Raw genomic sequence first — 13,650 nt, 5'->3', positions numbered from 1 at the left:
AGACCCACACTGCGGGACGGCGGCCGCGCCTTACACCGTTCGGCGGCCAGGCCTCACTTCGCACACGGTCGTCCCCGGGCAACAGGAAGGCCCCCGTCCCAGGCGTGGAATCTGCCTGGGCGAGGGCCTTCTATGGTGTCGGTTAGTGCTCGGCTTTACAGCTTGCCGAATTCTTCCTTCACGGGTGTGTACTTGTTGTCGTCCTGGTACTCGTAGATGCCGATGTAGGCCTCTGTCGGGTCACCAGCGTCCGAGAACGTCACGGGGCCGGACTGGCCGTCGTAGTCGATGTCCTTGCCATCGCGAAGCAACGTGACGCACGATGGGTAGTCGCTGCACTTTTCACCGGTTTCGGAGACTGACTTCAGCTGCTTGGCAATCTCCACACCGTTGGTGCTCTTGGCCGCTTCCGAGGCCAGTGCGATCAGGTTCACGGCGTCGTAGGACTCTCCGGAGTAGCTGTAGTCCTTCAGGCCCGGATCGATGGCCAGCAGCTTCTTCTTGAAGTCTTCCTTGGCGAACGTGCCAGGGATGGTTCCCTGGGCGCCCTTCAAGGTACCCGGCTGCAGGTCCTTGCTGTAGTCAGCCATGTTGCCGTCCACAAGGAACATCTGGTTTGCCTTGACACCCTTGCCCGTCAGAAGCGGAATGATGCTCTTTGCCTCGTCGAAGGTGATCAGAGCAATGGCATCCGGCTTCGCGGCGATGACCTTGTCAACCTGGCTGCTGAACTGGGAGTCACCCGTGTTGTACAGCTCTTCGGCAACAACCTTGCCGCCGGCTGCCTCGAAGGCTTCCTTGACGTTCTTCTGCAAGCCGGTTCCATAGGCGTCGTTCAGGACGATCATGCCCACGGTCTGGGCACCACAGGTGGCCATGTAGTTTCCAAGGACCTTGCCCTGCAGGACGTCAGAAGGCGCAGTACGCCAGTACAGGCCCTTGTCATCCCACGTGGTGAAGTCAGGCGAGGTGTTCGCCGGCGAGAAGTGGATGACACCCGCGCCGGTGATCTGGTTGATAACCGTCTTGGAGACAGACGATGAGGCTGCGCCGACAATAGCGCTGACTCCCTGGCCGAGCAGAGCCGAAGTGGACTGCGTCGCGATATCGGTCTTGGTGTCACCGGAGTCGCGGTGGATAACTTCTACAGGCTTGCCAAGGACACCGCCGGCAGCATTGACTTCCTGGATGCCGAGGTTAACACCGGCAATTTCGGGTGGGCCAAGGAAGGCCAGGTTGCCCGTCGTCGGCAGGAGCGAGCCGATCTTCAACGGTGTATCGGTGGTCGTTGTCGATGCAGGGACGGAACCGGCTGTTGCCGCGGGCGGGGTGGTGGTACCGCCTCCTGCTCCTGCGGGGCAGGCGATCCCTGCGGACGGAGCCGTGGTGGTTTCTGTCGACCCGGGGGTAGGTGAACCGCCACAAGCCGTAGCCAGAAGAGCGACACCGAAGCTAAGCGCTGTGAGCTTAGCAACCCGCGGCGCTGCCTGGGGAATTGCAATCATTTAGAATCTCCTCGATCGAAAGGTGCGAACGGCCTTTGATGCGAATTACCAGGTGTTCCTGGGTTTAACTTTCAAGCTAGTGCAATTTAGGCCCGAAGATAAGTGACTACGGTCACATCCTTATAACACTCGTTGCCTATGGGAAACCTAACGGGCATGACGGGCCACGGTGAGGGACAGTGGGCGCCCATAAGGGGCGTCGTCCAGGTCTCGCTTGGATGACCTTGGGTTCCTGGCCGTACGTGGACCGACTAACCTTCTTTCCCTCTAGGGGTCCGGCTGCTCGGCTTCGTACACAGTTGACCCCGTCCTGGCGGAAGAAGATGATGCGATTGCCCACGAGCCCCCATGCTAGGCGCCTCGGATACCGGGTTGCCTCTGGTGGCGCTTAGAGAACGGCTCGTAAACTTTAACTGAGTACGTGGTCTCCAGGGCCGACTGGAGGCCCGAAGATCCCAGTAATTACCGGGATTTCGGGCCAGTGCCCCAGGTGGGACTCGAACCCACAACACGCGGATTTTAAGTCCGCTGCCTCTGCCAATTGGGCTACTGGGGCGCCCGGTCAATGTTATCCCGTCACAGGCGTGCCAGTGGCCCGGCATACCGAAATGTCCCATGGATGCCACCAGGCCAGACCGCCAGGGGCAGCAACTGGAAGTAGTCACCCCACTCGGGGCTGGGCGGATCAATACCAAGGGAGGTTGATGGGACAAACCCGAACCGCTCATAGTAGACGGGGCTTCCCAGCAGTGCGATGCCCCATTCCCCCGCTGCATTGGCCCGGACCACAGTCTCGTGGATAAGCGCCGAGCCTATGCCATGCCGCTGCAGCTTCGGTACCACGCCTATGGGGCCCAGTCCCAGGAGCTCCAGGTCATTAACCCAACCCCGGGTGCTGATAACGTGGCCCACAATTTCGCCGTCGAGCTCGGCAACGATGCTGAACTGCGGCAGGTATTCATCACAATCGAAAAGCTGGCGCAGCACCTCCACCTCGATTGGCTCGCCTTCAACCGGCATGCCCGTAGCCGGTGACACCGCGAAGGCCGCAGCAGTGAGCTCCAGCAGCGCTTCCCGGTCCTCCGGCTGCTCGTCTCGCAGCAGCAGCTGGGGCGCCGGCACATGGGCGTTCTCAGCCGCCAGCTCGGCCAGTACTGCCATGGCTCGGGGTGCGTCGGCCACAGGGACCAGCAGGTGATCGTGGTGGAAGCCGGCGAGTACGTTACAGCTGATCTTGGCTGCTGTCAGGGCCGCGCTCACGGCCGCCGTAAGGCCCACAGCTTCGAGGGCCGAGTGCACCTGGAGGGTGATCCAGGATGCCACGAAGTCGTACTTCAGTCCCTGCGCATCGGCCTCGCTACGCGGCAGCACGACCGTGAGGCCCTCGGCTTCCCGGACAGCTGCTTCAATTCCGCCTCCCAATGGCTTGCCGTGCGGCCAGAGAGCATAAACATAGTCGCCCTGCCGGAGAACGGGCTGCATTGTGGCCAGAAGTGCCTGGAGGTCTTTTTCGCCTGTCATGAGGCCAGTCTACGTAAACCGCCTTCCCGGCAAGCCAGCTGAAACGGCAGTGTCCGACGGGTTAACCACGACGGCGGCCGTCCCCCCAGAGGGAACGGCCGCCGTCGTGCTTTTACACAGTGTGTATCAGTGCAGTTACTTGCTCTCCGCTGAAACTGATTCCTTGGCCTTGGCCGCTGGAGATCCCTGTTTGCCTGCGGGAATCTCCGGCGGGGTGGCAGCGGCCGGCTTAGGTGCCGGTGTGGCTGCCGCAACGAAGGCCCCGCGCGGGTTGTCGAGGTCGATCAGTTGAGTGGTGTCGCGGCCCACAAAGAAGGCGACGATCCAGTTGAGGATGACCCGGAACTTGCGCTCAAAGGTAGGCATCGCCATTCCGTGGTAGCCGCGGTGCGCCAGCCAGGCGAGTCCGCCCTTGAGGCCAATGCTGCCGACCAGGTTGATGTTGGCAACGCCCTTCCATTCACCGAAACCGGCCACAGCGCCCAGGTTCTTGTGCTTGTAGTCCTTGAGCTGCTTCTCCCACCGGGAGGCCCACAGATTCTTGGCAAGCAGCTTGGCCTGACGCAGCGCGTGCTGTGCGTTGGGCACGCAGAAGCCGCCCACTCCCCCGCCGGAAAGGTCAGGAACAGCTGCGACGTCACCGGCAGCCCAGGCGTTTTCAACAATGCCTTCATCTCCGGCGATGCGAAGGTCCGGCAGCGTGCGGACACGTCCGCGCTCGTCCAAGGGGAAATCGGTGGAGCGGACCATCGGGTTTGCCTGCACACCTGCAGTCCAGACGAGGGTGTCAGCTTCGAATTCCTGCGCGAGCGTCTTATCCGGCAGGTTGATCAGCTTGAGGGCGCTCTCGGCGTTGTCAAGGGAAGTGTTCAGCAGCACCTCGATGCCGCGGCTGCGGAGGTGCTCCACTACCCACTCGGCCTGCTTTTCCGTGACCTCGGGCATGATTCGGCCCATGGCTTCGACAAGCACGAAGCGGATTTCGTCCTGGCTGATGCGCGGGTTGTTCCGGACGGCTGCGCGGGCCAGATCTTCCATCTCAGTGATGCACTCAATGCCTGCGAAGCCACCGCCCACAACCACGAAGGTGAGGGCCCGGGCGCGCTCGGCAGGGTCAGTCATTACGGAGGCGGCTTCGATCCGCTCTAGAACCTTGTTGCGGAGTGCAACAGCTTCCTCGATGGTCTTGAGGCCGATCCCCTTGTCAGCGAGTCCCTTGATCGGGAAGGTGCGCGTAATGGCACCTGCCGCAACAACGACGTCGAAGTAAGGAACTTCAAAGTTGGCGCCGCCATCTGCCGGCGCCACAACGGCCGTCCGGTTGGCGTGATCAACGGAGACGACACGGCCCTGGATCAGCTCGGTCTGCTTGAGGTGCTGGCGGTGGGAAACAACGGCATGGCGTGCCTCGATGTTTCCGCCGGCGACCTCCGGCAGGAACGGTTGGTACGTCATGTAAGGCAGCGGATCAACGAGGGTGACGATGCCACCGGCATTCGCGATCTTCTTCTGCAGTTTGAGGGCTACGTACAGGCCGACGTACCCGCCGCCGACGACGAGTACCCTGGGACGGTCCTGGAGCTGTGGGGTGGATGCCATGTTTCAAGAATACAGTACTTTGTGAAAATCTTCACTAACTAGGTCCTGCACTTGTCCGCTGACTGGATGGAACAGCTTCAAGGACTCCTGTATCAGGCTCTTCCGGCGCCTTAATGGGATTCCTGTAGGCCCGCAGGAACTGGAAAGTCCCGGCGCCGATGATGGCGAGGAACAGCAACCCGAAGCCCACGACTACCAGAGCGGGAAGGACGGCCTCCCCCGAGGAAGGCGCTTCTGCTGCAGGCACCGTGGCTTCGGGAAGCGTGGGAGCAGCGCTCGTGGGGCTCTCGTTCGGAACAGGGGCAGCAGGCGCCTCGCCTCCCCTTCGGTGTACACGAATCCAGTCTGAAATGGTGCCCAACGGGTTAACAGCGGCCTCCGGCACGTTGGCTTTCAGCGCCGCCTCAGCGTTCAGGACTCCAAACCCGTAGATGGGATCTTTGCCCGGGACACCTGCGTCTTTCGCCGTAGTGACGATGCGGTTGATCACCTGCTTCGCGCTCATCTCCGGCCACTTGGAACGGATCAGCGCGGCAACACCGGCAACAATCGGCGTCGCCCCCGATGTTCCAGCCCATTCCGCATAGCCGCCACCCGGCATGCCACCGAGCAGGTCTTCAGCGGGGGCAGCCACGCCTATGCTGATGCCTTGTGAGGACGAATCGACGCTGGCCAAACCCTTACGGTCCAATCCGGCCACCGTGAGCACCCCGGGGATGGTGGCAGGTGCTCCGACCTGCACGTTTCCTCCCACCCGGTTTCCGGCCGCTGCAACAATGACAACGTCCTTTTGCTCCGCATAGAGGAAGGCCGCGTCCCAGCTCTGGGGCCACTGGGGTGAAGTGCTGCCAAGCGAGATGTTGATGACCTGTGCCCCGTTGTCCACCGCCCACCGGACTGCGTCCGGAATCTGCTCCTGGTCAGTCCTGCCACCCGGGTTTGTCGAACCGAGCCAGGTGGAGACTGAAAGAATCTGAGCTTCAGGAGCGACCCCGACAATCCCGTCGGGGCCGGTTGCGGGTTCCGGTCCGCTGGTCGGCTTAGCGGTTGAATCCTTGGGCTGGTGTCCACGGCCTGCCAGCATCGTGGCGACCAGCGTCCCGTGTTCAGGCTTCGCTCCGATGCTTTTCCGTCCATCCGGGCTCCCGGCGCCGGAGGCATCAGAGCCACCCGAAACCACTCCCTTGAGGTCCGGGTGCTCGGCGTCCACGCCGCTGTCGATCACGGCTACCTTCACGTTGGCGCCCTTGGAAACCTCCCAGGCCTTCGTGATGCCGGATTCGGCCAGCCAGTACTGCTTGTCCCGCCAACTATCGGCATGTGCCACCGGCGCCGCAACCAGGGCTGTGGTCAGGCTGCCGCCTGCGAGGGCCACAGCCATGAGTGCGGAGGCGGTCCGGCGGTACCGGGCTGTTGCTCTGGTCATTCTGGTCCAATCGGCTGTACGTCAGGCTGCACGGGCGGTCTTCAGATGCTCCGGGTCAGGGGCGGGCGTCGCACGGAGGGCTTGATCTAGAGGGCACTGAGGGCAATTCCGTCGAGAATATCGTGTTCGCTGCTGACGGCCGTGCTGATGCGCCCATCGGTGACCTCCGCCATCCGTTCCAGGACGCGGCGCCACACCAGTGCACCGGCCCCGATAACGTCAACACGGCCCGGGTGCATGTAGGGCAAGGCCGCCCTTTCCGCACGTGTCATTCGCAGCAGGTCGCTGGCCGCCTCCCGGATGACCGTGATGCTCAGTTCAGTGCCATGGATGGCTGCCGGTGAGTAAGCAGGCAACCGCAATGCGTGCGCGGTGATCGTGGTGATAGAGCCGGCAACGCCGACGACGACGGCAGTACGTTCGAGGGGAACGATCAGGGCCGCTTGGCTGATGGCGGCGTCGACGTCGGCTTCCGCCGCCGCGATTTCTTCGGCTGTTGGCGGGTCGGTGAGCAGGTGCCGTTCTGTCATCCTGACACAGCCGATATCCACTGATTTCGCGGCAATCACCCCGGAGACATCGCCGAGCACAAACTCCGTGCTTCCGCCGCCGAGGTCCACCACCAATACAGGATCCTGACCCCTGGAGGGCAATACGCTGCTGGCGCCCGCAAAGGACAGCGCCGCCTCTTCATCTCCTGAGATGACTTCTGGCTCGACGCCAAGAAGCTCGCGGATACCGTCAACGAAGACCTGTCGGTTCGCAGCATCCCTGGTGGCGGACGTAGCCACGAATCTGACGTGGCTGGCCCCCTTGTCCCTGATCATCGACGCGTAGTCTGCCGCCGCAGCGAAGGTCCGATCAAGCGCTTCCTGCGCCAACTCCCCCGTGGCATCAACCCCTTGGCCGAGCCGAACCACCCGCATTTCCCGCACCACATCGGTCAGGGCGAACGTGCCGTCCTGGCGTGCGGCGTCAGCGATCAGAAGGCGGATTGAATTGGTACCGCAGTCAACGGCCGCTACACGGGTCATGGGAGATCCTTTTGTGCGGCCGGGCCGCGTACAGGGGCTGGGCGGCCCACGATGTCAGGCAAGCCCTGGGGGCCGTGACGGCTTAGTTCGCGTGAGGGCGTCTCGCCGGCGGTATCCCAGGCTCCATCGCAGTAGCAACGGTCGGTCGTCCACCATTCGGCGATGGCGGCCAGGGCTTCGTCACCGAGCGGATTCACACCGGGGCCTGCGGCCAGGGAGTGGCCCACCAGGACATGGAGGCATTTGACGCGGGTGGGCATTCCGCCTGCTGAAACGCCGTCGATCTCCGGTACCGCGCCGATTCCGCAGCGTGCACCGATCTCGTTCCGGGAGCGCAGGTAGGCCTCATGGGCTGACTGGTACCGCTCTGCGAGGAGCGTGTCCTCTGCTAGCCGCTCGTTCATCGTGGTCATCAAGCCAGCGGCCTCGAGCCGGGATACCGCGGCGGTGATCACCGGATGTGTCAGGTAGAACGTGGTGGGAAACGGGGTTCCGTTGCTGAGCCGGGGTGCGGTGGCTGCCACCAGGGGGTTGCCACAGACGCAGCGCGCCGGGATCTCGACAACGTCCCGTACCGGCCGGCCGAGCTGGCGGCTGAGGACGTCAAGATCCTTTTCTGACGGCTGGCGGAGTTCCTCGGGCGAGGCCGCTGCATTCGTTTCCACTGCTTTCCGTTCCACTGCTTTCAATTCCGCGCGCTCAATTCCACCGGGCTGCCGCTTTCCTTCCCGGCGGGGAATGTCCCAAGAACATTCCAATGGCGGTTCTGCTTCTAGTCTGTTGCCGACCGCCGGATGGACTCCCAGAGGGCATCCACCCATGGCAGGTTGGCGGGGTCTTCTGCTGATCCTGCACCGGCTTGGCCACTGCTCGTTACGGCAGGCTGATCGCTGCCAAAAACCCAGTAGCCCGTCTCACCTGGCATAACCATGTTAATGCGGTCCCGGGCCTGCTGTTTGACATAGTTGGGATCCTGCCACCGGGACACCTGCTGCTTGAGGCTGTTTTGCTCTGCCTTGCGTGCGGCGATGTCCGCTTCGAGGGCCGCTATTTCGGCTGACTTTTCAAACCAGATCTTCACTGTTGGAGCCAGCATCACGGTGATGGCTATCATCACCACTGCCAGCGCCAGGAACCGGCCGGAAAACGCCCGCGCGGGGACAGGATCCACAGAGTCGTCGCCATCCCGCTCGCCCGGCTGGAGTGGGCCACTCTTGGCGGTGCCGGATTTGGCCGTGCCACTCTTGGCGGTGCCGGTCTTCTCAGCTGCGGCTCTGGCCGTTCCCGATCTATCGCTGGTGGCTTTAGCAGCAGACTTCTGACGCTCGTCTGCCAGCACTCCCAGGCTTGCCGAACCAGGCTTCGTCCCTGGGATCGTAGAACCGAAATTCGCCTGAATGACATCGCCGCCGTCGGTCCCTTCCGCTGTGGGGGCCGCAGTGGTGATCCTGGGAACCTTGGGACGTCGGGTTGCCATGACACTCCTGTAATGCCCTTGTCCTTGCGGGCGGGGTCCTTGCGGGCGGGTTGCTGCTCTTGCTTTGCTGTTTGTTGCTCTTGCCGGCTCCTGTCGGGCCTGACTGCCTTCCCGGTTAAAAAAACCGGTGGCCATGGTCTTTTCAACCATAGCCACCGGTCAGGCGATTTTGCGGCTACTAGCCCTTGAAACGCGGGAAGGCGCTGCGGCCGGCGTAGCGTGCGGCGTCGTCGAGTTCTTCTTCGATGCGCAGCAGCTGGTTGTACTTGGCAACACGCTCCGAACGCGCAGGCGCGCCTGTCTTGATCTGACCGGCGTTGGTGGCGACGGAGATGTCAGCGATGGTGGTGTCCTCCGTCTCGCCTGAGCGGTGCGAGGTGATGGTGGTGTAACCTGCGCGCTGGGCGAGGGACACGGCGTCGAGGGTTTCGGTCAGTGAACCGATCTGGTTGACCTTAACCAGCAGCGAGTTTGCCGTGCTGGTGTCCAGGCCCTGCTGGAGGCGTACCGGGTTGGTGACGAAGAGGTCATCACCCACGAGCTGGACTTTGGAACCGATCGAATCGGTCAGTGTCTTCCAGCCCTCCCAGTCGTTCTCATCCAGCGGGTCCTCGATGGAAACGAGCGGGTAGTCGGCAACGAGCTCGGCGTAGTAGGCGCTCATTTCAGCCGAGGTCAGGGACTTGCCCTCGAACTGGTAAGCACCGTCGGTGAAGAACTCGGAGGAGGCGACGTCCAGGGCCAGAGCGATGTCCACACCCGGGGTGTAGCCAGCGTTCTTAATTGCTTCCTGAATCAGGTCCAGGGCAGCGCGGTTGGACGGAAGGTTCGGCGCAAAGCCGCCTTCGTCGCCCAGGCCGGTGGCGAGGCCCTTTTCCTGGAGGACGGCCTTGAGTGCGTGGTACACCTCAACGCCCCAGCGCAGGCCCTCCGAGAAGGTCTCCGCGCCCAGCGGGACAACCATGAATTCCTGGATGTCGACGTCGGAATCGGCGTGGGAGCCACCGTTGAGGATGTTCATCAGCGGCACGGGCAGAACGTGCGCGTTGGGTCCGCCGAGGTACTTGTAGAGGGGCAGGTCCGCAGACGCCGCAGCAGCGTTGGCAACGGCCAGGGAAACGCCCAGGATGGCGTTAGCGCCGAGCTTGCTCTTGTTGGGCGTACCGTCCAGGTCGATCATGGCCTGGTCGATGCTGCGCTGGTCCGTGGCGTCGAAGCCAATCAGCGCAGGAGCGATCTGGTCGATGACGGCGTCGACGGCCTTCTGGACGCCCTTGCCGAGGTAACGGCCCTTGTCTCCGTCGCGGAGTTCGACGGCCTCGTGCTCGCCGGTGGAGGCACCGGACGGAACTGCTGCGCGGCCGATCTGGCCGTCGGAAAGCAGAACTTCAACTTCTACTGTCGGGTTGCCGCGGGAATCGAGGATCTCGCGGGCGTGGATGGCATCGATAAGCGCCATGAATATGCTCCTTATGGTGAAGCGATTTACTGGGAATCTAGCTGAAAACTCGACGTACTCGTCAGGACAAGCGTAGTCGAGAGTGGTACAGGTTACGGAAACCTCTCCGGCACCTTGACGTCATGAAGGCGAGCCGTGGCGTTCCTGGAATTCGCGCACGGCCCCACGCAGGGCGCGTTCGGCGTCCAGACCGTGGGCCCGAGCCCGCGCCACAAGACCAAAAAGGAGCTCGCCGAGCTCTTTTTCGGAGTACCCGGCAGGCGCGGCCGCAGGCATTAATTCACTCAACTTCACAGGCGGCACTGCTGGTGTGTCCAGTCCCGCCCGCTCTGCCCGGTCCAGTGCTTTCTGGGCGCGGGCAAGAGCGGGTAAAGCGAGCGGGATGCCTTCGAAGACACCCGTGCCTGCCGGCTTTTCCGCCCTTTTAACGGCATCCCATTTCTGCACGATCTCGGCCACCGTGGCCGGGAAGGTGTCCTGGAGACTACCGTCCGGACGGAAAACGTGCGGGTTGCGGCGGATCATCTTGCCCGTGATGCTGCGGACGACGTCGTCGAAGTCGAAGACATCGCGTTCCTGGGCCAAGCGGGCGTGGAGCACAACCTGCAGGAGGACATCGCCCAGTTCGCCTTGGAGCTCGGCCTCATCAGCGTCCGTCTCAATGGTCTCGGCGACCTCAAAGGCTTCCTCCAGCAGATACTCCACGAGCGACTCGTGGGTCAGCGCCCCCATCCACGGGCAGTGCTCCCGGAGGGCTGCGACGACGGCAATCAGTTCTGCAACGGGAGTTCCTTTGCTTTCAGGAAGACCGGCGTCCATCACGGATCCGCCGCTATCAGGCAAGGTTGGCGTAGGCGTGGTTGATGTATTCGACGAGGGCTTCTTTCTCTTCGAGAGGCAGGAAGGCGGCCTCGGCGGCGTTGAGGGTCAGTTCAAGCAGGTCATCGAGGTCGTAATCGAACGTCTCAACCAGGAGTTCAAACTCATCGGTGAGCGTTACCCCGCTCATGAGGCGGTTGTCGGTGTTGATGGTGACGTTGAAGCCCAGCTGGTAAAGCATGTCCAGCGGATGGCTGTCGAGGTCGTCACCGAAACCTGCGATAGCGCCCGTCTGCAGGTTGGAGGAGGGGCAGATTTCCAAGGCGATGCCGCGGTCCCGGACCCAACTTGAGAGGTTACCAAGGGTCACGAGGCCCACGTTGTCGTCGTCCGAGGCATCTTCCGCGTCTTCGAACTCAACCATGATGTCCTCGGCAATGCGTACACCGTGGCCCAGGCGGAGGGCCCGGCCATCCACCAGCGCGGACTGGATGCTTTCCAGTCCTGCGGCCTCGCCGGCGTGGACGGTGGCCGGGAAGTTGTTCTCAGCCAGATAGGTGAAGGCATCCTTGAAACGTGATGGCAGAAAGCCGTCCTCTGCTCCGGCGATGTCGAAGCCGACCGCGCCATTGTCCCGGTGCCGCACGGCAAGTTCGGCGATTTCCTGGCCACGGTCAGCATGGCGCATGGCTGTGATGAGCTGGCCTACCTGGATGTCGCGGCCGCTTTCAGCAACGGCGTCCACGCCGGCCTCAAGGCCGGCCTGGACCGCCTCAACGGTCTCGTCCAGGGTCAAACCCTTCTGAAGGTGCTGCTCAGGTGCCCAGCGCACTTCGCCGTACACGACTCCGTCGTCCGCCAGATCCTCGACGAACTCCTTGGCGACCCGGAACAGGCCGTCTTTGGTCTGCATGACCGCAACAGTGTGGTCGAAGGTTTCCAGGTAGCGGACAAGGGAGCCCGAATCAGCGGACTCCCGGAACCACTCGCCGAGCGCCACAGGATCGGTTGTGGGCAGGGTGTGCCCCACTTCGTTGGCCAGTTCAATAATCGTGGACGGGCGCAATCCGCCATCCAGGTGGTCATGCAGGGAGACCTTGGGAAGGCTCTTCAGGTCGAAGTCGAGGGCAGGGGCAGCGTCAAGGATAGGCTCAGTCACGTTCCAACCTTAGGGTTGGCGGCCAGCTAATGCCAGCCGCTACGTTCCGCTTGCTTCTGCGTCCACTGCGGTAGAGGCGAGGATGGGAGAAGATCCGGATTCCAGGGTTTGCGCGCCGGCAGGACCGCCGTCCAGCCACTCATCAACCACTTCGGCATCATTGCGTGCGAGGTGCTTGTGCCACCAGCGCAGCACGTGGTCGATGAGGATTCCCAGCACGATGGCGAACACCACCGCAATTCCGGCGCTAAGCAGCGGATTGTGGTGGAGCCAGGGGAACGAGCTTGCCAGGATGCCGATCCCGATTGAGTAGCCCACCCAGGTGATGCAGGCGAAGGCGTCCAGCAGGAAAAAGCGGCGGTGCGCAAAACCGGTACTCCCGGCTACGTAGTTGACCGCCACCCGCCCCCATGGGATGTACCTTGCCGTGAAGATCAGGACAGCGCCGCGTTTTTCAAGTTCGTAGCGCGCCCAGCCGAACGCCTTTTGGACCTTCGCCCGGCGCATCCACTTCCAGCGTTCCAGGCCGATCTTCCGCCCCAGGAGGAAAGCCATATTGTCGCCGGCGATGGCTCCAACCAGGGCGGTCGCCCCAAGGATCCAGAGATTGGGTTCCCCGCTGTGCCGGGAGAAGGCCGCGAGCGCCACGATAAGGGTCTCACTGGGGACAACCATGGCGAAGCCGTCAACGAAGAAAAACAGAAGCAATACAGGGTAGATCCACCACTGTCCCGCCGCATGGAGCACGGCCTCATTAATAAACTCCACGCGGTGGTTCTCCTAGACGAAAAATCTCGCAGCTACATGTGATGGAAATCGCTCTTCAGTGTCCCACGGCCGGGGCGTCGTTCGCTACGCCCCGACCGGGGAAAACACCACTTTGAGCGTATCTTTATCTACCGACTGGAAGTATCCACTCATGGGCTGATATTCCAGCAACAAAAACTACCTCCCAAGGCTGAAAACCAGCTTGGGGACTCATCCTCAAGCGCCCGCTTCGCGCGATGCCTCACGCTCACCGGATTCTTCATCCGGCTCTTCCGGCAGCTTGCCGCGCAGCCTGCTGATCACGAGGTCCACCACAATGCCGAGACCGACCGCGCAGATGATGGCGATAACGGCCCCAAGCAGATGGTTGTCCTCGAACCATTGCCCGAAAAACAGGCCGATTCCTACGGAGTAAGCGGCCCACAGGATTGCTGACATCACGGTGAGAAGCACGAAGCGCAGGTGCGCGAAGCGTGTGGCTCCGGCGGTGAGATTGACTGCCACACGGCCTATGGGAATGAACCGGGCCACGAGGATCAGTGAGGCAGGCCGTTTCCTGAGCTCAAGCCCGGCCCAGCGGAAGGCCTTCTGCATTCGGCGGCCACGCATCCACCTCCAGCGGTTCGTTCCCACGCCCCGGCCGATCAAGTAGGCGATATTGTCGCCCAGGAACGCCCCGAGTGCTGCGACCACGGCGAGGAGCCAAGGATTGGGGACATCCGCCGTGGCCGCAACAGCAGCAAGGCCAACCACCACGGATTCGCTGGGTATGGGTGGGAAAAACCCATCAATCAGGCAACATGCCAGCACCAGGAACAGGACCCAGGGCTGCCCGGCCGCCGCGAGAATGAAGTCGTTGATTTCCTGCACAGTTTCCTAATGG

Annotated in this window: 12 protein-coding genes and 1 tRNA gene; all 13 read right to left on the bottom strand. The window is 62.5% G+C overall.

Annotated features, from left to right (window positions below; translation table 11 throughout):
* Positions 1–155: 155 nt before the first annotated feature.
* The 13 genes from M1D88_RS05765 to M1D88_RS05705 all read right to left on the bottom strand — a co-directional run bounded on the left by M1D88_RS05765 (position 156) and on the right by M1D88_RS05705 (position 13,637).
* Positions 156–1,505 (bottom strand): ABC transporter substrate-binding protein, encoded by a 1,350-nt coding sequence (locus M1D88_RS05765; protein WP_458113608.1) that lies wholly within the window; start codon positions 1,503–1,505, stop codon positions 156–158.
* A 482-nt stretch (positions 1,506–1,987) separates the two neighbouring features.
* A tRNA-Leu gene (locus M1D88_RS05760) sits at positions 1,988–2,061 on the bottom strand.
* Positions 2,062–2,081: 20 nt separating this feature from the next.
* Complete coding sequence (locus M1D88_RS05755) at positions 2,082–3,026, bottom strand: N-acetyltransferase (protein ID WP_458113607.1); 945 nt, start codon at positions 3,024–3,026, stop codon at positions 2,082–2,084.
* Positions 3,027–3,161: 135 nt separating this feature from the next.
* Entirely contained in the window at positions 3,162–4,625 is a 1,464-nt protein-coding gene (locus tag M1D88_RS05750; protein ID WP_458113606.1) for an NAD(P)/FAD-dependent oxidoreductase, read from the bottom strand.
* Positions 4,626–4,659: 34 nt separating this feature from the next.
* A complete protein-coding gene (locus M1D88_RS05745) occupies positions 4,660–6,051 on the bottom strand; it encodes a S8 family serine peptidase (protein WP_458113605.1) in 1,392 nt (463 codons plus the stop codon).
* Between the two features lie 86 nt (positions 6,052–6,137).
* Positions 6,138–7,085, bottom strand: a complete 948-nt coding sequence (locus M1D88_RS05740; RefSeq protein WP_458113604.1) for a Ppx/GppA phosphatase family protein — start codon at positions 7,083–7,085, stop codon at positions 6,138–6,140.
* Positions 7,082–7,750, bottom strand: coding sequence for a DUF501 domain-containing protein (locus M1D88_RS05735; protein WP_458113603.1), 669 nt, complete (start codon positions 7,748–7,750; stop codon positions 7,082–7,084). The genes M1D88_RS05740 and M1D88_RS05735 overlap by 4 nt, the downstream gene beginning before the upstream one ends.
* Before the next feature lie 107 nt (positions 7,751–7,857).
* On the bottom strand, positions 7,858–8,562 hold the full coding sequence (locus M1D88_RS05730) for an FtsB family cell division protein (RefSeq protein ID WP_458113602.1): 705 nt from the start codon (positions 8,560–8,562) through the stop codon (positions 7,858–7,860).
* A 178-nt stretch (positions 8,563–8,740) separates the two neighbouring features.
* Positions 8,741–10,021, bottom strand: coding sequence for a phosphopyruvate hydratase (gene eno, locus M1D88_RS05725; protein WP_458113601.1), 1,281 nt, complete (start codon positions 10,019–10,021; stop codon positions 8,741–8,743).
* A gap of 120 nt (positions 10,022–10,141) precedes the next feature.
* Entirely contained in the window at positions 10,142–10,840 is a 699-nt protein-coding gene (locus tag M1D88_RS05720; RefSeq protein WP_458114441.1) for a MazG family protein, read from the bottom strand.
* A gap of 16 nt (positions 10,841–10,856) precedes the next feature.
* Positions 10,857–11,999: an adenosine deaminase gene (locus M1D88_RS05715; protein ID WP_458113600.1), complete on the bottom strand. Its 1,143-nt coding sequence runs from the start codon at positions 11,997–11,999 to the stop codon at positions 10,857–10,859.
* A gap of 39 nt (positions 12,000–12,038) precedes the next feature.
* Positions 12,039–12,767 (bottom strand): DedA family protein, encoded by a 729-nt coding sequence (locus M1D88_RS05710; RefSeq protein ID WP_458113599.1) that lies wholly within the window; start codon positions 12,765–12,767, stop codon positions 12,039–12,041.
* Between the two features lie 216 nt (positions 12,768–12,983).
* Positions 12,984–13,637 carry a DedA family protein gene (locus M1D88_RS05705; protein WP_458113598.1) on the bottom strand — a complete coding sequence of 218 codons (654 nt, stop codon included), beginning with the start codon at positions 13,635–13,637 and terminating at the stop codon, positions 12,984–12,986.
* Positions 13,638–13,650: the final 13 nt, after the last annotated feature.

The sequence above is a fragment of the Arthrobacter sp. R1-13 genome (genome assembly GCF_054161475.1).
Note: the sequence above shows the minus strand (reverse complement) of the source record. Positions and strands in the feature narration are given on the sequence as shown.

Coding starts and splice junctions, on each gene's coding strand:
- M1D88_RS05765 (WP_458113608.1), bottom strand. CDS start 1,505: ATGATTGCAATTCCCCAGGCAGCGCCGCGGGTTGCTAAGCTCACAGCG.
- M1D88_RS05755 (WP_458113607.1), bottom strand. CDS start 3,026: ATGACAGGCGAAAAAGACCTCCAGGCACTTCTGGCCACAATGCAGCCC.
- M1D88_RS05750 (WP_458113606.1), bottom strand. CDS start 4,625: ATGGCATCCACCCCACAGCTCCAGGACCGTCCCAGGGTACTCGTCGTC.
- M1D88_RS05745 (WP_458113605.1), bottom strand. CDS start 6,051: ATGACCAGAGCAACAGCCCGGTACCGCCGGACCGCCTCCGCACTCATG.
- M1D88_RS05740 (WP_458113604.1), bottom strand. CDS start 7,085: ATGACCCGTGTAGCGGCCGTTGACTGCGGTACCAATTCAATCCGCCTT.
- M1D88_RS05730 (WP_458113602.1), bottom strand. CDS start 8,562: ATGGCAACCCGACGTCCCAAGGTTCCCAGGATCACCACTGCGGCCCCC.
- eno (WP_458113601.1), bottom strand. CDS start 10,021: ATGGCGCTTATCGATGCCATCCACGCCCGCGAGATCCTCGATTCCCGC.
- M1D88_RS05720 (WP_458114441.1), bottom strand. CDS start 10,840: ATGGACGCCGGTCTTCCTGAAAGCAAAGGAACTCCCGTTGCAGAACTG.